This is a genomic window from Rhodobacter sp. 24-YEA-8, from assembly GCF_900105075.1.
GTDB lineage: Bacteria > Pseudomonadota > Alphaproteobacteria > Rhodobacterales > Rhodobacteraceae > Pseudogemmobacter.
The window spans coordinates 708,211-727,875 of record NZ_FNSK01000001.1 but is presented as its reverse complement, the minus strand read 5'-3'; the positions used below and the strand labels follow the sequence as shown (position 1 = coordinate 727,875).

Annotated in this window: 16 protein-coding genes; 6 read left to right on the top strand and 10 right to left on the bottom strand. The window is 63.8% G+C overall.

Features of this window, described 5'->3' with window-relative positions; all coding sequences use genetic code 11:
• Positions 1-105: 105 nt before the first annotated feature.
• Complete coding sequence (locus BLW25_RS03535; protein WP_092896405.1) at positions 106-429, bottom strand: 2Fe-2S iron-sulfur cluster-binding protein; 324 nt, start codon at positions 427-429, stop codon at positions 106-108.
• Positions 430-775: 346 nt separating this feature from the next.
• On the opposite strand from BLW25_RS03535, the gene BLW25_RS03530 reads away from it, so the two are divergent.
• Positions 776-1,381: a peptidoglycan-binding domain-containing protein gene (locus BLW25_RS03530; protein WP_092901441.1), complete on the top strand. Its 606-nt coding sequence runs from the start codon at positions 776-778 to the stop codon at positions 1,379-1,381.
• Between the two features lie 103 nt (positions 1,382-1,484).
• Here the strand turns inward: BLW25_RS03530 and BLW25_RS03525 are convergent, their stop codons facing one another.
• The 6 genes from BLW25_RS03525 to BLW25_RS03500 all read right to left on the bottom strand — a co-directional run bounded on the left by BLW25_RS03525 (position 1,485) and on the right by BLW25_RS03500 (position 9,477).
• The gene (locus tag BLW25_RS03525) at positions 1,485-2,891 is read right to left on the bottom strand and encodes a Do family serine endopeptidase (RefSeq protein WP_092896403.1); all 1,407 of its coding nucleotides are present in this window, start codon (positions 2,889-2,891) and stop codon (positions 1,485-1,487) included.
• A 462-nt stretch (positions 2,892-3,353) separates the two neighbouring features.
• On the bottom strand, positions 3,354-4,316 hold the full coding sequence (gene hflC, locus BLW25_RS03520) for a protease modulator HflC (RefSeq protein ID WP_394328421.1): 963 nt from the start codon (positions 4,314-4,316) through the stop codon (positions 3,354-3,356).
• Complete coding sequence (gene hflK, locus BLW25_RS03515; protein ID WP_092896399.1) at positions 4,316-5,539, bottom strand: FtsH protease activity modulator HflK; 1,224 nt, start codon at positions 5,537-5,539, stop codon at positions 4,316-4,318. The genes hflC and hflK overlap by 1 nt, the downstream gene beginning before the upstream one ends.
• 119 nt (positions 5,540-5,658) lie before the next feature.
• Entirely contained in the window at positions 5,659-7,083 is a 1,425-nt protein-coding gene (locus BLW25_RS03510; RefSeq protein ID WP_171909463.1) for an FAD-dependent oxidoreductase, read from the bottom strand.
• Complete coding sequence (gene rpiA / locus BLW25_RS03505) at positions 7,083-7,868, bottom strand: ribose-5-phosphate isomerase RpiA (RefSeq protein WP_092896395.1); 786 nt, start codon at positions 7,866-7,868, stop codon at positions 7,083-7,085. Before rpiA ends, BLW25_RS03510 begins: the two co-directional genes overlap by 1 nt.
• Positions 7,869-8,097: 229 nt before the next feature.
• A complete protein-coding gene (locus tag BLW25_RS03500) occupies positions 8,098-9,477 on the bottom strand; it encodes an L-serine ammonia-lyase (protein ID WP_092896393.1) in 1,380 nt (459 codons plus the stop codon).
• Positions 9,478-9,702: 225 nt separating this feature from the next.
• On the opposite strand from BLW25_RS03500, the gene BLW25_RS03495 reads away from it, so the two are divergent.
• Genes BLW25_RS03495 through BLW25_RS03485 form a run of 3 tightly spaced genes read left to right on the top strand, consistent with a single transcriptional unit; the run spans position 9,703 to position 11,540 of the window.
• Positions 9,703-10,995 carry an adenylosuccinate synthase gene (locus BLW25_RS03495; RefSeq protein ID WP_092896391.1) on the top strand — a complete coding sequence of 431 codons (1,293 nt, stop codon included), beginning with the start codon at positions 9,703-9,705 and terminating at the stop codon, positions 10,993-10,995.
• A gap of 4 nt (positions 10,996-10,999) precedes the next feature.
• Positions 11,000-11,254, top strand: coding sequence for a DUF2842 domain-containing protein (locus BLW25_RS03490; RefSeq protein WP_092896389.1), 255 nt, complete (start codon positions 11,000-11,002; stop codon positions 11,252-11,254).
• A gap of 1 nt (position 11,255) precedes the next feature.
• Positions 11,256-11,540 (top strand): putative quinol monooxygenase, encoded by a 285-nt coding sequence (locus BLW25_RS03485; RefSeq protein ID WP_092896387.1) that lies wholly within the window; start codon positions 11,256-11,258, stop codon positions 11,538-11,540.
• Positions 11,541-11,613: 73 nt separating this feature from the next.
• Here the strand turns inward: BLW25_RS03485 and BLW25_RS03480 are convergent, their stop codons facing one another.
• Together BLW25_RS03480 and BLW25_RS23870 are read right to left on the bottom strand one after the other, a co-directional pair.
• Positions 11,614-13,218, bottom strand: a complete 1,605-nt coding sequence (locus BLW25_RS03480) for a trimethylamine N-oxide permease (protein ID WP_092896385.1) — start codon at positions 13,216-13,218, stop codon at positions 11,614-11,616.
• A gap of 599 nt (positions 13,219-13,817) precedes the next feature.
• Complete coding sequence (locus tag BLW25_RS23870; RefSeq protein WP_143040432.1) at positions 13,818-16,973, bottom strand: hypothetical protein; 3,156 nt, start codon at positions 16,971-16,973, stop codon at positions 13,818-13,820.
• 135 nt (positions 16,974-17,108) lie between these two features.
• On the opposite strand from BLW25_RS23870, the gene BLW25_RS03465 reads away from it, so the two are divergent.
• Positions 17,109-17,801, top strand: coding sequence for a thiamine diphosphokinase (locus tag BLW25_RS03465; RefSeq protein WP_092896381.1), 693 nt, complete (start codon positions 17,109-17,111; stop codon positions 17,799-17,801).
• On the opposite strand, the gene BLW25_RS03460 is transcribed toward BLW25_RS03465, so the two are convergent.
• Positions 17,762-18,763 carry a DMT family transporter gene (locus BLW25_RS03460; RefSeq protein WP_290438660.1) on the bottom strand — a complete coding sequence of 334 codons (1,002 nt, stop codon included), beginning with the start codon at positions 18,761-18,763 and terminating at the stop codon, positions 17,762-17,764. The two genes, BLW25_RS03465 and BLW25_RS03460, sit on opposite strands and share 40 nt — an antisense overlap.
• 307 nt (positions 18,764-19,070) lie before the next feature.
• Here BLW25_RS03460 and secG point away from each other — a divergent pair, with 307 nt between their 5' ends.
• The gene (gene secG / locus BLW25_RS03455; protein WP_092896379.1) at positions 19,071-19,538 is read left to right on the top strand and encodes a preprotein translocase subunit SecG; all 468 of its coding nucleotides are present in this window, start codon (positions 19,071-19,073) and stop codon (positions 19,536-19,538) included.
• The last annotated feature ends 127 nt before the right edge of the window (positions 19,539-19,665 follow it).

Genomic DNA, 19,665 nt, shown 5'->3' with positions numbered 1-19,665 from the left:
AGCGGCGCCGGAATTCAATGAATTCCGGTCAAATTTCTTTTAAGAAATTTTCTGAGATTTTTTCTGAAAAATCTCAGCCCGCCCGGATCAACCGCTGGCCGACGCTCAGATCTGCTTCTCGGGCATATGCACGATCAGCCCATCCATTGCCGGCGTAACCTTCAGCTGGCAGGTCAGGCGCGACCGCAGCGGATCCGGATTCCAGGCGAAATCCAGCATATCCTCCTCCATCGCATCCTTGGCCGGGATCTTATCCACCCAGGCAGGATCGACATAGACATGGCAGGTCGAGCAGGCGCATGCGCCACCGCAATCGGCCTCGATGCCGGGAATACCGTTGTCGCGGGCCCCTTCCATGACCGTCAGACCAGAGGCGACCTCGACCTCATGCTGTTTGCCGCCAAATTCTATATAGGTGATCTTCGCCATTGCCGTCCCCGGTTTCCGTCTGTTTTCTGGGGCCCGTAAGCCGGGCCCGGCGCTGAATTCCCTGTCTTGCCCATGACATATGTCATCCCGTGCCGCTGTGCCAGAGCAGTCACCACACAGGCGAATTGCGACAAATGGGGGGCTCCCTGCCTGCGACGCCCTGCAGGATCGCCACATGCAGAATGACCATGTCTTTTCCTTGTCCGGCGCCTGCCGCTTGTTGCCACCCTCTCCCGATGCGGATAGCCTTACAGCCTGAGCGGGTGCCCGCAGCAGCGCCGGACCAGAAAAGACCCCCAGGAACCGATCGGGCCTGCCGGTGACCGGAAAACAAGAGCAGAAGCCGATGACCCCCTCTGACCTGCCCTGCCTCGCTGCGCCGCATCAGGGGTTCGCCCGTGACAGGACAAACGCATATCGCAAGCGGCATCTCGCCTGCTTTATCCCTTTCGTGCTGATCCTCGCCGCCTGCACCGGCGCGGGCATTCCTAAAGGCCCGACCCGCGCTGATTTCTCGGCCGAGCTGGTGGATCTGAAGGGAAAACCCGGTCCGCCCAAGGGGCCGAAGGGCGCCTGCTGGCAATCCGACATCCGCCCGGCCGTCATCGAGACGGTCACGGAACAGGTGCTGATCTCACCCGAGACCCGGGATGAGGCCGGTACGCTCCTCACTCCGGCACGCTTTGCGTCTGAGGCCCGGCAGCGCATTGTCTCGGATCGCAGCACCGTCTGGTTCCGCGTGCCCTGCCCCGAGGTTATGACGCCCGAATTCATCGCCACCCTGCAACGTGCGCTGAAGGCGCGCGGCCTATATCTACTGCCGCTGACCGGAGTGACAGACGCGCCGACCCGCAAGGCGCTGCGAAGCTGGCAGCAAAGCCGGGGGCTCGATTCGGATCACCTTTCGCTCGCGGCCGCGCGCGAGCTGGGACTTGTGGTCGGGGATTTCTGACCGCTTTGCGCAGCTCCCCCCGAAATCCTACGCCCCGTACGAACAAAAATGGCGGCGAGGTTTCCCCCACCGCCCCGATGTCAGGCCTGGTTCTGGGACCGGCTCACTTCACCAGCAGCGCCACAAAGCGCTGATCGCCACCGCGGCTGAAGCGCAGCAGCACCGATTTGCGGCCCGCCTTTTTCGCTTCCTCGATCCGGTCCTTCATATCCTGCACCCGCGCGATCTTCTGCTGGCCAACCTCGGTGATCACATCGCCCTCACGCAACCCCTTGGTCCAGGCTTCCGAGGTCTGGTCGATGCCGGCAACCACCAGCCCTTCGGCCGAGCCCGGCAGGCCAAGCTGATCGCGCAGACCGTCTGTCACCAGTTCCAGCTGCATCCCAAGGATCTCAAGCTGCCCCTGCGGCACCTCCTGCGGGTCGGCCGAGGCCGGATAGGTCTTCGGCTCCGCCTCTTCGCGCCGCCCCAGCGTCACGTTCAGCGTCACGGAACCGCCATCGCGTATGACCACGACCGGAACCGCCTCGCCCACCGGCGCATCGGCGACGCGGCGCGTCAGATCGCCGGCGCTTTTCACATCCTGACCGTTGAAAAGCCGGATCACATCGCCGGCGATCATGCCCGCCTCTCTGGCCGGGCCCTCCGGAACATCCGTCACCAGTGCGCCGGTGGCATTGGCCAGCCCCATCGCCTCGGCAATATCCGGGGTGACGTCCTGAATGCGGACCCCGAGCCAGCCGCGCCGCGTCTCGCCATATTGTTTCAGCTGATCGACAACCTTGGTCACCACATTCGAGGCCATCGAGAACCCGATCCCGATCGAGCCACCGGTCGGCGACAGGATCGCGGTATTCACCCCGATCACCTGGCCGTCCAGATTGAACAAAGGCCCGCCCGAATTGCCGCGGTTGATCGCAGCATCGGTTTGCAGATAGTCGTCATAAGTACCCGAAAGCTCACGGTTTCTGGCAGAGACAATCCCGGCCGAGACCGAGAAACCCTGGCCAAGCGGGTTGCCCATCGCGACCACCCAGTCGCCCACCCGCGCCAGATCGGAATTGCCGAAGGACACAAAGGCCAGCGGCTTATCAGCCTCGACCTTCAACAGCGCGATATCGGTCTGCGGGTCGGTGCCGATCAGTTTCGCCGGCAGTTTCTCGCCGCCGAAAAATTCGATGGTGATCTCGTCCGCGCCTTTGATGACGTGATCATTGGTGACGATATAGCCATCTTCCGAGACCACGAAACCCGATCCGAGCGCTTCTGAGCGTTGCGGGCCGGAATTGCCCCTGCCCCCGAAATCCTTGAAGAAATCTTCAAGCGGGCTGCCTTCGGGCACAACCGGGCCGCCATCCGAGGGGCGCGAGACCACGGAAGAGGTCGTGATATTGACCACTGCAGGGCTGATCTTTTCGGCAAGATCGGCGAAAGTATCAGGGGCGCCGAAGGCCAGCACCGGGGCCGGCGCAGTAAAGGCAAGCCCGGCGCTGAGCACGAGTGCCAGCATCGTGCTGTTGCGCAATCCGGTCAGGACGGAGGACCGGATGGACGAGCGGGCGGGCCGCAGGGAAACGGTGTGGGGGCGGGACAAATCTGGTCTCCTTTGGACGTGCAGCCGGATCGTCGCGGGTTGGAGTCGCCTGAGGCCGGTCCGGATAAGTGCATAAGAAACTCTGAGCCAAAGCGGCGCGCAATGCAAACCCTGTCGCGCCCTGTCAAAGCCGCGTGAACAGGCCGGATCGGCGCGTAACCGAACCCTGACGCAAGCGTTCGTTCCTTCAGGGGCAACCCTGCCTGCGGGCGGGAAAATCGCCCTGCCCGCATCTCGCTCAGATTATCACGAAAGACTGCAGAGCTCTTGGTTCACAAGCCGGGACTGTACCCGCCCGCGATCCCCGTCTGCGAAAATCAAAAGGGCCGGCAAAAGCCAGCCCTTCTGTAATTGACGCGCATTTGCGCGGGGTCTGCCTCACTCGACCGGAGCCGGGACCGGTTGCGGTGCCGGGACGGCCTCTGGCGCGACCGGCGGGGCGGGCAGGTTTTCCGGCGTCTCGACCGGCGTATAGGCCGTGCTTCCCGGCGAACGCAGATAGGCGAAGAAATCGCTGTCCGGCTCCATCACGATCGAGGAATTCTGCCCCTTCAGCGCCTGCTCATAAGCCGTGAGCGAGCGGATGAAGGCAAAGAATTCCGGATCCGCGCCATAGGCATCGGCAAGGATCGCGTTGCGCTCTGCATCGGCCTCGCCGCGGATCACCTCGGCGCTGCGACGGGCGAAGGAGGTTTCCTCGACCACGGTCCGGTCAGCCGCAGCGCGAACACGCTGCGCGGCTTCGCCGCCCCGTGCGATCTCGTCTGCTGCCTCACGGTCACGTTCCGAGCGCATCCGGTCGAAGGTGGCCTTGAGGTTGGCATCCGGCAGGTCGGTGCGGGTCAGCCGCACGTCGATCACCTGAACGCCCATCGACTGCGCTTCGCGCCGCGCGATGGTCAGGATCTCGTTCATCAGCGCGTTACGGTCCTGGCTGAGCACGCGGTCCTGGGTGGTATTACCCAGCACCTCGGGAATCGCCTGTTGCAGGATGTTGTTCAGCAGCGCCTGGGCGCGGTCTTCAGCTCCGGCCCCGACCGCCTGGCGGAATGCCTGGAGATCGCTGATCCGCCAGCGCGCGAAAGCATCCACCACCAGCCGGCGATCCGACAGCAGCGTGACCTCGATCGGCGCGGTTTTCAGGCCCAGAATACGGTCCTCGTAATAGACCACTTCCTGAATGAAGGGCATCTTGAAGCCCAGACCCGCATCTTCCTTGATCTGCTTGACCTGACCGAATTGCAGCACCAGCGCCTTTTTGCGTTCATCAACGATGAAAACCGAAGACAGCGCGGTTGCGACAAGGGCGACGATCACGGGAACAATGATGACAGAGCGCATCAGTTAGCCCCCCCTGCTGCCGCAGGTGCGGCGGCTGTTGCGGAAGACCCGCGTCCAAGTTCATTAAGCGGCAGGAAAGGCAACACGCCCTGACCATTCGCCCCACCGGCAACCCCGTCAAGGATCACCTTGTTCATGCCCGCGTAAACACGCTCCATCGTCTCGAGATAAAGACGGCGGCGGGTGATTTCCGGCGCTTTGACATATTCGGTATAAACCGAGACGAAGCGCGCGGCCTCACCTTCGGCCGAGTTCACCGCATTGGCGCGGTAGGCTTCGGCCTCTTCGGTCAGGCGCGCGGCCTCACCCCTTGCGCCGGCGGTCACGCGGTTGGCGTAGCCGTCAGCCTCGTTCTCCAGCCGCGAGCGTTCGGCCTGGGCCGATTGCACCGCGCGGAACGCATCCGCCACATCCGCCGGCGGCTGCGCACGACGAAGGTTGACACGGATGACCTGGATCCCGGCATTATAGGTGTCGAGCGTGGATTGCACCGCCACCCGCAGATCGGAGGCAATCGCACCCCGGTCGCGGTTGAGGATCGGCGACAGTTCCGAACGCGCAATGATGTCGCGCATCGCGGATTCCGACACAGCGCGGATGGTTTCCTCGGGATCAGCCAGGCTGAAGAGATAGGCCTGCGGATCGGTGATGTTCCACACGACCTGGAAGCCGATATCGACGACATTCTGGTCGCGGGTCAGCATCAGCTCGCCGGCATTGCCGTCGGCAGCACCGATATCGGTGGTGCGCTCGCCCGTCACCTGGACCTTTTCATAGGTCACAACCGGCCAGGCCGCAAAGTTCAGACCGGGATTGCCGATGCCCGACGCCTCACCGAGGAACAGCTCGACCGAGCGTTCTTCCGGGCGCACCGTATAGAAGGACATGAAGGCCCAGGCCGCCGCCGCCGCGAGGGCGCCAAAGACAAGCCCCTGTTTGGTAAAGATCGGGCCAAGGCCCGGTCCCTGCGGACCACGGGGGCCGCCGCCATTACCACGCTGGCCGCCGCGCCCGCCCATCAGGACACGCAGCTGCTCCTGCCCCTTGCGCAGAAGATCATCGACTTCCGGCACCCCGCCTTCCGGACGCCGGCCACCATTGGGGCCGCCGTTCTGGCCCCCATTCGGACCCCCGTTCGGGCCGCGGCGCCCGTCGTCGTCAGAACCACGGTTCCCGCCGCGACCATCATCGCCGCCGCCTCCGCCCCAGGGACCTCCTGCCATCGATACGTCCTTTTCCTTCACAATATCATGATCTCAATTGTGCATCCCGCCCCGGAATTCAAGCCACAGCAGGGTCGCTGCGGTCCGATCTCGCGGGAAAGTCAGGATTTTCGCAATTGTTACCGGCGCACAGGGTTGCGCATCGTCACCAGTTCCTCGGCCATGGTGGGATGCACCGCACAGGTGCGGTCGAAATCTTCCTTGGTCGCGCCCATCTTTACCGCGATGGCAGCAAGCTGGATCATCTCGCCCGCCTCGGGCGCGACGATATGGCAGCCCAGCACGCGGCGCGTGTCGGCGCAGACGATCAGCTTCATCAGAACCCGCGCATCCGAGCCGGCAAAGGCGGTGCGCATCGGGCGGAAGCTGGTCGCATAGACCTCGATCGGGCCCAGATCGCGCGCCGCCTCTTCGGTCAGCCCGACCGAGCCGAGCTCCGGCTGGGTAAAGACCGCCATCGGGATCAGGTCGTGATCGACCGGCGTGGGCCGGCCATGGAACACGGTATCAACAAAGGCCATGCCTTCGCGGATCGCGACCGGGGTCAGGTTCACGCGGTCGGTGACATCACCAATGGCATAGACCGAAGGCACGGCGGTCTGGCTGTATTCATTCACCTCGATCTGCCCGCGCCGCCCGATACCGATGCCCAGCTCTTCCAGTCCGAGGCCATCACTGTTCGGCCGCCGTCCGGTCGCGAAGAGCACATGGTCAACCTCGCACAATTCGCCCGTGGTCGAACGGACCGCACAGGGCCCGGCCGTTGCAACCCCCCGGCGCGTTTCGAGTTGCAGCTCCGAGACCGGTGCGTCGAACCCATCTTCGAACACGCCCTTCGGCCCCATCGCCGCGATATTGGTGCCGACGCGCAGGTTGATGCCCGAGGCGCGCATCGCCTCGGCCACAAGGCCCCGCGCCTCTTCGTCAAAGCCGCGCAGGATCTGGGCGCCGCGGTAGAATTGCGTGACCCGGACACCGAGACCCTGAAGGATACAGGCCATCTCGCAGGCGATGAAACCGCCACCGACGATCAGCAGCCGCTCGGGCAGCTTTTCAAAATTGAACACATCATCCGAGACGATCCCCATTCCCGCACCGGGCAGATCGGGGCGCTCGGGGCGCCCGCCGGTGGCGATCAGGATATGTTTCGCCGAAATCCGGCGCCCGTCGGCCAGCTCGACCTCATGCGGGTCAACCAGCTTCGCGCGGCTGTCATGGATGGTGACGCCAGACCCATCCAGCAACCGGCGATAGACGCCTTCCAGCCGGTCAAGTTCGGTATGAAGGCGGGTGCGGAAGGCCTGCCAGTCGAAATGGCCCTCCGGAATATCCCAGCCATAGGCGCGGGCCTGCGAGGGCAATTCGCGGAAAGACGAGGCGAAAACCATCAGCTTTTTCGGCACACAGCCCCGGATGACGCAGGTGCCCCCCATCCGGCTTTCCTCGGCCAGCTGAACGCTTGCGCCGGTGGCCGCAGCCATCCGTGCGGCGCGCACGCCGCCCGAGCCGCCGCCGATAACAAAGAGATCGCAGTCAAAAGCCATCAGTCGAGATCCGCAAAAATATTGTCGGTGGGTGCGAATACGATCTGATCATCGGTGACCGAGCCCGTATTGATGTCGCGCACCGAGACTTTGCCATCCGGCGCCCCGATCACCACGATATCGCAGATATCGATGAAAAGACCGTTTTCCACCACACCGGGGATCTGGTTGAGCACCAGCGCCAGCTGGCGCGGATTGCCGATCCGGCCCAGATGCAGGTCGAGAATATGGTTGGCCTCATCGGTGACAAGAGCCCGCTCGCCGGTCATCCGCAGGCTCACATCGCGCGTCATCACATCCATCGCGACAAGGGTTTCCTCGATCAGCGCCCTGGTGGTCTGCCAGCCAAAGGGAATCACCTCGACCGGCAGCGGGAAAGCGCCAAGCCGCGCGACCTCTTTCGCGGCATCGGCGATGACAATCATCTGATCCGAGGCTGTGGCGACGATCTTCTCCTGCAAAAGCGCGGCGCCGCCACCCTTGATCAGGTTGAGATCGGGGTCGAATTCGTCGGCGCCGTCAATCGTCAGATCGAGCCAGCGCACCTCATCAAGGCTGCGAACACTCAGCCCGAGGCTGGTGGCAAGCTCAGCCGTGCGGCTGGAGGTCGCAACCGAGGTGACCCGCAGCCCCTCTTCGCGCACGCGCTCTGCCAGACAGCGCACCATCCAGGCCGCGGTCGATCCGGTACCGAGCCCGAGTTTCATCCCGTCCTCGACGAATTCCACCGCCCGTTTGGCGGCAACGAATTTGGCTTTGTCGATGGGGTTCAGATCGGCAGGCATGGGGGGTCTCCGGGCTGTGACAGCGGCGCGCGGCCTGGGCCCGGGCTTACCTCAATCGCAGCCGGAGGGCAAAAGGCTTTTGGCCGCAGAGAAAGGGGGCCCTGCCCCCTCGGCTCCTGAGGAGCCTCACCCCCGGGATATTTAAGGACAGATGAAAGAAGCTGCACCTTTCATCTGTCTCTTAAATATCCCCGCCGGAGGCTTCCGGAGCCGGCAAGTGGCACGGCGCTCAGCAATTGGGCACGTTGACCGCAAGGCCTCCCAGCGAGGTTTCCTTGTATTTCTCATGCATGTCATGTCCGGTCTGACGCATGGTCTCGATACAGGCGTCGAGGCTGACGAGGTGCTGGCCGTCCCCGCGCAGGGAGAGGGAAGCGGCCGAAACCGCCTTGATCGCGCCGAGGCCGTTGCGCTCGATACAGGGGACCTGGACGAGGCCTTTGACCGGGTCGCAGGTCATGCCGAGATGGTGTTCGAGCGCGATTTCGGCTGCGTTTTCCACCTGTTCCGGTGTCCCCCCCATCACAGCGCAAAGCCCGGCTGCGGCCATGGCGGCGGCAGAGCCCACCTCGGCCTGGCAGCCGCATTCCGCGCCCGAGATCGAGGCATTATGTTTGCACAGCCCCCCGATGGCGGCCGCGGTCAGCAGGAAATCGCCCACTTTCGACGCGGAGGCCCCCGGTACATGGTCAAGCCAGTAACGGATCACTGCCGGCACCACGCCGGCGGCGCCATTCGTGGGCGCGGTCACCACCTGCCCTCCTGCGGCGTTTTCCTCATTCACCGCCATCGCGTAAAGCGACATCCAGTCATTGATCGTATGCGGCGCCACAAGGTTCAGTCCGCGCTCGGTCTGGAGCGCGTCATAAATGCCTTTTGCCCGCCTGCGCACCTTCAGCCCGCCGGGCAGGATACCATCGACCTCGATGCCGCGGTCGATGCAGTTGTTCATCACCTCCCAGATCCGCGCCATGCCGCGATCCAGATCCGGGGCCGAACGATATTTCAGCTCGTTCTGCCGTTTCATCGCCGCGACCGTAAGGCCGGATTTCTTCGACATCTCAAGCATTTCAGCCGCGGATTCAAAGGGCCAGGGCACATCTGCCTTGGCCCGGGCACCACCCCCGGCCTGATCTGCAAGCTCTTCGGCGGTAAGGACGAAACCGCCACCGATCGAGTAATAGATCTCTTCGAATATCACATCACCTTCGGCATCGGTCGCTTTCAGCACCATGCCATTGGCGTGACCCGGCAAAGACGGGCCGAAATCAAAGCTGAGATCGGTGGTCGGATCAAAGGCCAGTGGCGGAAGACCCGGCGGCGTCACCGTCTTCGTCGCGCGGATCGCGGCCAGTGCCGCCTCGGCCTTGTCGTTATCATAGCTTTCCGGCACGAATCCTGCGAGGCCCAGCACGGTCGCGCGATCGGTCGCATGGCCTACCCCGGTAAAGGCCAGCGAGCCATGCAGCACCGCCCGCACCCCTTTCACCTGGAATGGCGAATTGCGCAGCCGGTCCAGAAAGCGGGCCCCCGCCACCATCGGGCCCATCGTATGGCTCGACGAGGGGCCGATCCCCACTTTGAACATATCAAAGACCGAAAGGAACATTCGCGCGAATCCTGGCTTGTTTTCTCGCGCCAGAATGACCGGGCGCGGCTTTACAGGTAAGCGCTAAAACGACAGAAGCAATCCTGCGAGCGGCTTTCATTGAGCTGCATGGGTTTGTGCGGACGCAGGCAGGTTTGGCGTGTCACCGGTTTTTCCTGTTTCCCCCGGACGACACAGCCGCTATAGCTCAGCCGCATTTTTTCTTTCGCAAAGGCAGGCTGCTCAATGGCCAATGTGGTTGTCGTAGGCGCCCAATGGGGTGACGAGGGTAAAGGCAAGATCGTCGACTGGCTCTCGGAGCGGGCCGATATCGTTGCCCGGTTCCAGGGCGGCCATAATGCCGGCCATACGCTGGTGATCGACGGCAATGTCTATAAGCTTTCGCTGTTGCCCTCGGGCATCGTGCGGGGCGGCAAGCTGTCGGTGATCGGCAATGGTGTGGTGCTTGACCCCTGGGCGCTGCTGGCCGAGATCGAAAAGCTCTCGGCGCAGGGGGTTGAGATCAACCCTGACAACCTGATCATCGCGGAAAACACGCCGCTGATCCTGTCGATCCATGGCGAATTGGACCGCGCCCGCGAGGCGCAGAATTCGGTTGGCAAGATCGGCACCACCGGGCGTGGCATCGGGCCGGCCTATGAGGATAAGGTCGGTCGCCGCTCGATCCGCGTGGCGGATCTGGCCGATGAGGCAACGCTGGATACCCGTATCGACCGGCTGCTGACCCATCACAACGCCCTGCGCAACGGCCTCGGGCTGGAGCCGGTTGATGTGAGCGCCCTCAAAGCCGCGCTGCAAGAGGTTGCGGGCAAGATCCTGCCCTATGCGAAACCGGTCTGGAAGCATCTGACCGAGGCGCGCCGCGCCGGCAAGCGCATCCTGTTTGAAGGCGCGCAGGGCTCGCTGCTGGATGTCGATTTCGGAACCTATCCCTATGTGACCTCGTCGAACACCCTTGCGGGCATGGCCGCGACCGGTGTGGGCCTCGGGCCGACCTCGATTGATTTCGTGCTGGGGATCGTCAAGGCCTATACCACCCGCGTCGGCGAAGGCCCCTTCCCGACCGAACTGTTCGATGAAGACGGCGAGCGTCTGGGCCAGCGCGGCCATGAATTCGGCACCGTCACCGGCAGGAAACGCCGCTGTGGCTGGTTCGATGCGACGCTGGTGCGCCAGACCTGCGCGACCTCGGGCGTATCGGGCATCGCGCTCACCAAGCTCGATGTGCTTGACGGGTTCAAAACGCTGAAAATCTGCGTCGGCTATGACCTTGATGGCGAACGTTACGACTATCTGCCGACGGCTGCGAACCTTCAGGCCCGGGTGAAGCCGATCTATGAAGAGATGGAAGGCTGGAGCGAATCGACGCAAGGTGCCAGGTCCTGGAATGACCTTCCCGGGGCTGCGGTGAAATATGTCCGCCGCATTGAAGAGCTGATCCAATGCCCGGTCGCCCTGCTGTCGACCAGCCCGGAACGCGACGACACCATCCTCGTCACCGACCCTTTCGCGGACTGAGCTGATGGCGCTCAGCTACCGCAAACGCAAAAATCTGGCGCTCCTGATCCTCGTGATCGGGGTGCCGGTCTATTGCTTTGTCACGCTGGTGCTGATCGGGCTGGCGAATGATGCCTGGTGGTCAGAGCCTGGCGAGCGGATGCCCCTGTTCCTGGAAGCGATGATCTTCATCGGCCTCGGCCTTGCCTGGGCGCTGCCTTTGCGCAGGATTTTCCTCGGGATCGGCCAGCCCGACCCCGGGGCGCCAAAGGGGCCCTGACATGCTGAAAGTCATCGCGCAGGATTTCATCCGCCCGGAGGCGCTTGCCGAAGTGCGTCCGCTTTATGAGGAACTGGTGCGGCTGAGCCAGGCCGAAGCCCTGTGCATCAGCTATGATCTGTTCACCAATCAGAAAGATCCCGGTCATTTCATCTTTGTCGAGACCTGGCCGGATCGTGCCGCCCTGGATCTGCATTGCGAGACCGAGCATTTCCGCCGCCTGGTGCCGCAAATTGACGCGCTGCGCCGGCAGGAGGGGACCTTCCTTCTGATGGATGCGTTCTGATCCGAGCCTCAGCTCATGAAAAAAGGCGCGCAAGGGATATCCCCTGCGCGCCTTCTTCATATCTGATCGCAGATCAGAGGGTGAAATACATGTTCGAGGCCGCCGCCACCGCGATACCGGCAGCCAGCACCAGATAGGGCAGGATCCCGGCCTTCTTCACCAGCAGATCGCGCGACGAGACGCCAAGATCTTCAAGCATCCGGTCGGGGAACCTACCCTTGTCGGTGACATAATGGCGCCAGGCAAAGACCGGGATGATCAAAGCCGCCGCCACGATGCCCGACATCAGCGTCCCTGCCCCCCAGACGTTCGCCCCGGCGCCAAGCAGCACCATATTGACGAAGCTGAGCGCCACACCTGCCGCCATCAGGATCGTCGGGCAGCGCCAGGGGCGCGGCACATCCGCATTGTCGATGCGGTGGATCCAGCCGGAATTGAGGTTGAGGAAGTTGAAGATCAGGTAGCAGCAGTTGGAAACCGCCAGCACAAACAGGTAATCCGACATCATCAGCAGGATCAGGTTAAAGGCGAGATCCGTCCACATGGCGGTGACCGGTGCCCCGTGTTCATTGACGCGGGACAGGTATTTCGGCAGCCAGCCATCAACCGAGCCCTGATAGAGCGTCCGCGACGAGCCCGCCATCGAAGTCATGATCGCCAGCATGGTCGCAAGGATCAGCAAAACCACCATCAGCTTGGTGATGAATGCGCCGCCTCCGACCATCTCGCCCATCACACCGGCGACTGCCGTGCCATCAACGATGCCCGGCTGCAGGATACCATCAACGCCCAGATAGCCCTGGAAGGCCAGCGGCACGAGCGTGAAGATCACCACGCAAAGCAGGCCAGAAAAAAGGATGGCCCGCACGGTATCATGCTCCGGACGACGGAACTCGGACGTGTAGCAGATCGATGTTTCGAACGCATAGGTCGACCAGGCCGCGATAAAGAGGCCACCGAGGAACAGCGTGATGCCATGGCGGTCCCAGATCCCGTCGACAACATTCCCGGCCTCGTCGGTCGCCATCGGCACCAGCGGGAAGAGGTTCTCGGAATGGACATTGCCCGAGAGCAGCGGCACGAGACCCACCACCAGCAATGGCACGATCACTGCAATGCCGAAAATTGTCTGGATCCGCGCGGTTGAAAGGATACCGCGATGCTGGATCGCAAACACCGCCAGCAACACCGCCGCCCCGATGAAGAAGGTGGCGTTGATCCTCAGTGTGATCCCCTCTTTCAGAAAGCCCAGATCCGCCAGCGTGATCTGCCAGGACAGCAGCGCCGAATCGGCCGGGGCGAAGGCGTTCAGCATATAGCCCGCCGCCAGACCCGACCCGATCGCCAGCACCGGCGTCCAGGCAAGCCAGTTGCACCAGACTGACAAGGGCGCGATCACCTTGGAATAACGCACCCAGGCCGAAGCCCCGTAAACCGAGGCGCCGCCGCTTTTCGACGGGAAAAGACCCGCGATCTCGGCATAGGTATGCGCCTGGATAAAGCCAAAGGCGACCGAGATGATCCAGATCACCCAGCTCGGCGTACCGACGGTCGCAGCAATCCCGCCAATGGAAAACAAGACCAGCGCAGGGACGCCGGCCGCCACCCAAAAGGCCGCAGGCCAGCCAATCACCCGATGAAGCGTGTTCTCCTCACGCCCCGTTCCCGCATCATTCATGCTCAAATCCCCCTCCTGTTGGTCAGAGTTGATGGGCCCGCGGCTTTTATTTTGCGGTGCCCTTTTGGAAAGTGGCGCTCAGGGGCCACCTTTTTTCCGGCCCGGATCTGTCCGGTGCCGCCGGAAGTGTCGCGTGCTGTCCGGCGCAATTCCGGACCGAAGGACCTGCGGCGCAAAAGGCCGCTGCACGCTATTGAAAAAGGCTGAATGGGCAGCCACCGGCCCAAAGACCGGAGCAGAGGAATTCGCCGAAATCACGACCCTGGACCTCCCCGACACCCAAGACTGCCCGACGCCCGAACCAGCCAGGCGCTCGGGGCGCCAGGCCAAGGCTGCGAAATACCAGCCGGACGATGCGGCCTCAGGTCTGATTCGGGAAGCTTAATTTTAATCTCAGGAAATTAATTCCCAGGAGAAGAAAACCCATTCCCGCTCTGATTGCGGAAAATCCGGGCGGGACCGGTCGCGGAATTCTGGGATTGTCGGGAAAGCCGTGCCGAAGGGCGGCCACAAAGACAAAGGCCGGCACCCAGCGGCACCGGCCTTTCATCAGATTTCAATGGCCACAGGACCGGCCCCGGCTTCAGGCCGGGATCCGGTCAACCGAGACTGCGGCGCGCTTCGGCGAGGATCGCCGAGGTTTCAGCGATGGCAAATTGACCACGGTGCATCTTCACCAGACGCCCCTCGCGCAGGAGGGTCCCAAAGGCGCGCAAACCTTCCTCGCGGGTGAAGATCTCCCCCAGCTCGCCCGCAATGACACGGCTCATAAGATAGGGACGGGTGAAATACTCGCGCTTGTCGACACAGGCGGCCCAGGCAGCGGCGGCCTCCATCAGATCGGGCAGGCTGCGGGCGCCCACCTCTTCGGTAAAGGCCGCGAATGCCCCGTTGGTTGCGAAGATATTGCCGTCATCCGCGATCTCGTCTTCCTCCGCACCATCTTCTGCGGCCAGATCATCCAGGGTCAGATCTGCGGCATCGGCATCGGAAGAGCTGACAAACTCCCGGATTTCCTGCGTCGCGCCGGGCGCGGTTGCCGCCTCTTCCGGCTCGGCCTCAAAACTGCCAAGCGGCGTTGCCACTGCGGCAGAGCCATGCACCAGATGCGGACGCGGGCCGGTATCGCGCAGATCGCTGCGCTTCGACTGATCAATCCGCTGCTCCGAGACCAGTACCAGCGGCGCCGGGCGCGCGGCGCCGGGCGGCGTCTGAGGGTGCGACTGCGCCACAGCCCCGGACTCCTGTGCCATTCCCGCAGCTTTGAGCGTGCCCGTGGCCGGGGCAGTCTCGCCACCCTCACGCATCGGGCGCACCGGCCGGACCGGACGCACGGGGCGCGGCGCATGCGGCATGGACGGGGTGATCGACTGGGTCACCGACTGCGCGAGGTCATCGCGGTAGGCGCCTTCGCGCTGGCCGGGATCTGCCGGCGTCACGCCGGCGCGGCGATCCGCGATGGCAGCCGCCACAGCCGCCTTCAGATGCTGGATCGAGGCGATGCGGCGCTTGTTTTCCGGCCCGGCCATTTCGTCATCGGCCTGTTTCATCAGCCGGGCGAGATCGTCATCCGACCGCGTGGAAACGGCTTCCGGGGCCGGAGCCGGGGCTTCAACCGGACTGGTCACCTCTGCCGGGGCAGCGGCTTCGGTGCCGGGCGCAGCGGCCTCGGGGCTGGTCACAACTGCATCGACGCGGCGGATCCGGATCACCCTGGCGCGGGCGCGCTCCAGCCGGGCAGCGGCGGCCGGTTCAAGCGGCGGCGCCTCCGGCGCGGGGCCTGCGGCGTCATCTGCGGGCAGACCGGCGCCGGGGCGGGCTTCCATATCCAGGCCTGTGGGCACAGCAGAGGCATCCGGCGCCACCGTTTGATACGATTCGATGCCTGCACCCTCTGTGTCCAGGGCAACGTCGCCAGCGGACTGCGCCTGCAGATCATCGGCCACGGTCCCGACCCGGCTTTCCGCCGCAGCGCTCCGCGCGGCATCAGCGTCACCAGGGGTTTTTGCCTCCTCCGATTTATCCGCAAGATCACGCGCCGCCACCGGTGCATCCGCCATCAGCGCTGCTGCGAGATCGCTTTCAAAACCGCTGTCGGCCACGACTTCGCCACGCGGCGCGCCAAGCTCGCTTTCGATTTGTTCCAGTTCGGCGCGCAGTTCCTGATCCAGCCCGGCAACCGCGTCCTCGGATGAAAGATCCTCCGCCGTGCCCGCAGCAATCGCCGCACCAGCTTCCGGCGGGGTCTCTTCCAGTGCGGCCGCCCAGGCCGCTTCGCTTTCGTCATATTCAGGGTCATCAGCAAAGGCGTCGCCCGGGATCCTCGCGGCTTTCGCCTTCGCCTTCTGCGCGGCCTCTTCCGCATCGGCTTCTGCCTGCGTCGCTGCCGCAGCGGCCGAGGCGGCCTCTTCGGGCGATGCTTCACGCGAGAGGCTGGCAATCAGGCTGCCGATGTCGACCTCAGCCGCAGTTGCGGTATGCGCAACGGCCTCTTCCGCCACAATGGAGGCAGTGTGAGCAGCCTCACTTTGCCCTGTGCCAGGCGCGCTGGTGAGTTCCGCCGCCAGTTCCCGCAGCTCGGCCAAAGCGGCAGCACTGGTGCCCTCCGCACGTGGTTGGGACGCCAAGGGAGCCTGCGCAAGATAGTCATCAGGGCTTTCGTTCAGGGCCTCAGCCGGGATGTCCAGCGCAACGGGCGTCGCCGCAATCTCTTCGATCCCGGCGGGCGTTTCGGAGGAAGCTTCCTGCACGATTTTGGCCAGCCCGATTTCGGAGAGCTCGATTTCGGCCAGCGCCGCCTCGCCCTCTTCCGGCGCCGCCGGAGTTTCGGCCGCTTCGCTTACCTCGGTAAAGGCCGCGCGCAGATCGTCATCGACCGCCGCGAGAGTGGCATCGTCTGAGATATCGCCCAGTTCAGGCTCGAAATCCTCATCTGTGCCAAATTCCGGCTTACCCATTTCCGGCACAAATGCGGCAGTTTCCCCCAGGTCGGACGCAACCCGTTCCGGCTCTGCGAGATCAGCATCTTCCGCGATATCGGCAAATGCCGCCGCCGCAGCTGCCAGTGGTGCCGCCGCCGCTTCTTCAACGCGCGAGGCCGGCTCGATGGCGCGGCGCAGACGGGCGAGTTTTGCGGCCACCCCTTCCGGGACCGTATCACGAAGCGCGGGAGCAGCGGTGCCCACCGGATCGTCGCGCCGCGCTATCGCCGCCTGGGGTGGTGCAGCCTGTGCCGGATCTTCTGCCGTCAGTGCGGGGTTCTCAGGCGTGGCGCGCATAACAGAGTCGCGCGCAGCCTTGCGATCGCCAGCCGTGGCGGGCGCGGATGCCTCTGCCGGAGCCGCTTCTGCAGCCCTTTCAATAACCTCCTCCGCCACCGGCTTAAGCACCGCAGCCGGGAGGTTCCTTTCTTCCTGGGCAACCGATGCCGGCGCCACAGCGGCAACAGGCGCAACCGTCAGCGGCGCAGGCGCATCCGCGGCGGGAACGCCGTCTTGCTGGTCGCCGGCACGCAGCACCACTCTGTTGTCGGTAATCTTCGCCTCTACCCGGCGCTGGATCTCGCGTTCGGCAATCCGGTGCAACATGGCCGCATCGGGCTGCGGCGGTTCCGCGCCGAAATAGCGGTCCTCGGCGGCGAGATCGCGGAAATATTCGGCAATCGCCCGCATCGTGGTAAAGGGCTCATCAAAGCCTTCGAGCGTGCAGCTAAAGGTCCCATAAGAGACAGTCAGGATCTTGCTGGCATCATTCATCGACGCGGACCTCATACTTTCCATCACGGAAACATTGCTGACGCTCTGTTCGAATCCATGGACAGACCGGGGTAATTTGAAGGATTGATTGTGTTCCCCCGCCCCGGGTTTTGCCTTAATTCGAACAGTATCCGCATGAAATTGCCACTTGATCAATGCCCGAACCTTCACTTCTCCGCTGGGATTACGCTTGTGGGCGGTGGCCCGGTGCCTGCTCGCGATCTGGCGCTGGCGCTGCGGCTCGCACCGGTCGCAATTGCGGCAGATGGCGGCGCCGACCGGCTGATTGCGGCGGGAATCGCCCCCGAGGCGGTGATCGGCGATCTTGATTCGATTTCGCCCACAGCACTGGCGCAGATCCCTTCCGACCGGCTGCACCGGATTGCGGAACAGGACAGTACCGATTTTGACAAGGCGCTGCGGCGGATTGCGGCGCCCTTCATCCTAGGGCTGGGCTTTACCGGGGCCAGGATGGATCACGGGCTTGCCGTCTTGAACAGCCTCGTGCGCCATCCCGAACGGCCCTGCCTGGTGCTTGGCCCGCAGGATGTGGCCTTTGCGCTGCCCCCGGGCGAGACAAGGCTGCGGCTGAAGGCCGGGGACAGGGTGTCCCTGTATCCCTTCGCGCGCGTGACGGGCACAAGCGAGGGGCTGGAATGGCCGCTGGATGGCCATGTCTTTCAGCCCGACGGCTTTATCGCCACCTCGAACCGCGCTTCAGTTGCGGATGTGGTGCTCAGGCCCGATCAGCCGGGCATGATCGCAATTCTGCCGCGCCGCCGGCTGCGTCAGGTAATCCGGGCACTTTGCCCGGCGGCGGCGGTCTGACGCGCCCGCTCGCGGATCGCCACCCGCTCACGATGCACCAGATAGAGGCCCGAGGCGATGATGATGGCTATGCCGGCGAAACTCAGGCCATTCGGCAGATCGTTGAAAACGAGATAACCCAGAATCACCGCGATCACGATTTCGAAGTAATGCAGCGGCCCCAGCGTGGCCGAAGGCGCATAGCTCAGCGCCATGGTCATGCACATATGGCTGATGCAGGCCCAGAAGCCGACGCCGACCAGCCAGAGCCATGTAATCCCCTCGGGCATGACAAAGGCGAATTGCGGCAGGGGGCCGTTCCACAGCACCGCCAGAACCGGCAGACAAAGCACCACCCCCGCCCAGCTGGTGTGGAACTGCATCGCAACCGGATGCATGAAAGACGACATACCGCGCGTGACCAGCATATAAAGCGCGAAACCAAAAGCCGTCCCGAGCGGCCAGAGCGCCATCAGCCCGAAAACGGTGATCGAGGGCTGGATGATCAGAAGCGACCCCGCAAAGCCGACGATACAGGCTGCGATCCGGCGCGGTCCGACTTCGTCGCCAAAGATCCAGCTGCCGAGGAGCAGCAGGATAAAGGGTTCGAGAAAGGCGACGGCAAGGGCATCGGCGATCGGCATCACCGTCAGACCCGAGACAAAGGAAAAGGTCGAAAAGACCAGGAGGAAGGCGCGCAGGAACACAAGGCCAAGCGCGCGCAGGTTCAGCGCAGGCGAGATCCCCATCGCGAGGATGATCGGCGCCATCATCAGCCCCTGGACGATGAACCGCGCCGCGGTGATCCAGCCGACCGGCACGCCCGCCTCGGCTGCAAGCTTCGACGACACATCCAGCAGCGGCGCCAGGGTACAAAAGGCCAGCATCAGAATGATGCCCGGCAGGATGCGGTCGGTGGCACGGGCACCGGCTGAGGCGGCACGGGCGCCAGTCGGACGGGAAGGGGAAATGGCCTGGGTCATAGATCCTGGCTACCCTGCCCCGCCGATCGCTGCCATGCTGAAAGCGACAGCACGCAGCCCGTTTTCACAGCAAAGGCCGTACGCGAAGCGCTCCGGATATTAACACGGGATATGACGACGCGGGCGCGGGTCCGGCTGCGCGCCCCTCACCCCTGCCTCACGCCTGGCGGCTCCGCCCCGCCCTGGCCGGCACCACGGCCCGCACCACCCGTTCCTGAAGCCTTTGGCACCGGTAAGACCGCCTTGCCCTTGCGCAGGCGCGATCTTGTGAATAGATAGCCGCATCCGCTGATGGAGCCTCTGCCCGATGGAAACCTTTGTCCTTACGATCCACCTGATCCTTGCCTTGCTGCTGATCGGAGTGGTGCTGGTCCAGAAGAGCGAAGGCTCCGCCCTGCTGTCCGGCGGCGGCAATATGCAGGCGCGCGCCAAGCCCAATGGCCTGACACGCGTGACCTGGATCCTTGCAGGCGCCTTCATCGTGACCTCGCTGGCGCTGACCGTTCTGGCCACGCGCGGAGCAAGCACCGGCTCGGTGATTGACGGGCTGATGCCCCCGGCCGCGCAGACGAACAGCAACAGCCCGGACATCTCGGGCATGATGCCGCCTCCGGCCTCGGGCAGCACCGATCCGGCAGCACCGCCTGCCGCTGTGGACCCCGCCGCACCCCCTGCCGATCCTGCACCTGCCGCGTCTGCCCCTGCGGAAACCGCACCGGCTGAAACCGCGCCCGAAGCGGCCCCGGAAACCACACCGGCCCAACCGGCCAACTGATCTACAATCCATTGACGGGTTTCGCCTGCCGCAAACATGATCTTGCGGCAGGCGGTTGCGTTCTTACGCGCATCAGGCTATTTGCCGACTCCCGTGGTGATGCGATTCCACCTGTCCGAATCGCCTG

Coding starts and splice junctions, on each gene's coding strand:
- BLW25_RS03500 (WP_092896393.1), bottom strand. CDS start 9,477: ATGTTCCTTTCGGTCTTTGATATGTTCAAAGTGGGGATCGGCCCCTCG.
- hflC (WP_394328421.1), bottom strand. CDS start 4,316: ATGCGCTCTGTCATCATTGTTCCCGTGATCGTCGCCCTTGTCGCAACC.
- BLW25_RS03485 (WP_092896387.1), top strand. CDS start 11,256: ATGCTGAAAGTCATCGCGCAGGATTTCATCCGCCCGGAGGCGCTTGCC.
- BLW25_RS03535 (WP_092896405.1), bottom strand. CDS start 429: ATGGCGAAGATCACCTATATAGAATTTGGCGGCAAACAGCATGAGGTC.
- BLW25_RS03510 (WP_171909463.1), bottom strand. CDS start 7,083: ATGGCTTTTGACTGCGATCTCTTTGTTATCGGCGGCGGCTCGGGCGGC.
- BLW25_RS03495 (WP_092896391.1), top strand. CDS start 9,703: ATGGCCAATGTGGTTGTCGTAGGCGCCCAATGGGGTGACGAGGGTAAA.
- BLW25_RS23870 (WP_143040432.1), bottom strand. CDS start 16,973: ATGAATGATGCCAGCAAGATCCTGACTGTCTCTTATGGGACCTTTAGC.
- rpiA (WP_092896395.1), bottom strand. CDS start 7,868: ATGCCTGCCGATCTGAACCCCATCGACAAAGCCAAATTCGTTGCCGCC.
- BLW25_RS03530 (WP_092901441.1), top strand. CDS start 776: ATGACCCCCTCTGACCTGCCCTGCCTCGCTGCGCCGCATCAGGGGTTC.
- BLW25_RS03525 (WP_092896403.1), bottom strand. CDS start 2,891: ATGCTGGCACTCGTGCTCAGCGCCGGGCTTGCCTTTACTGCGCCGGCC.
- BLW25_RS03490 (WP_092896389.1), top strand. CDS start 11,000: ATGGCGCTCAGCTACCGCAAACGCAAAAATCTGGCGCTCCTGATCCTC.
- BLW25_RS03480 (WP_092896385.1), bottom strand. CDS start 13,218: ATGAATGATGCGGGAACGGGGCGTGAGGAGAACACGCTTCATCGGGTG.
- BLW25_RS03465 (WP_092896381.1), top strand. CDS start 17,109: ATGAAATTGCCACTTGATCAATGCCCGAACCTTCACTTCTCCGCTGGG.
- secG (WP_092896379.1), top strand. CDS start 19,071: ATGGAAACCTTTGTCCTTACGATCCACCTGATCCTTGCCTTGCTGCTG.
- BLW25_RS03460 (WP_290438660.1), bottom strand. CDS start 18,763: ATGACCCAGGCCATTTCCCCTTCCCGTCCGACTGGCGCCCGTGCCGCC.
- hflK (WP_092896399.1), bottom strand. CDS start 5,539: ATGGCAGGAGGTCCCTGGGGCGGAGGCGGCGGCGATGATGGTCGCGGC.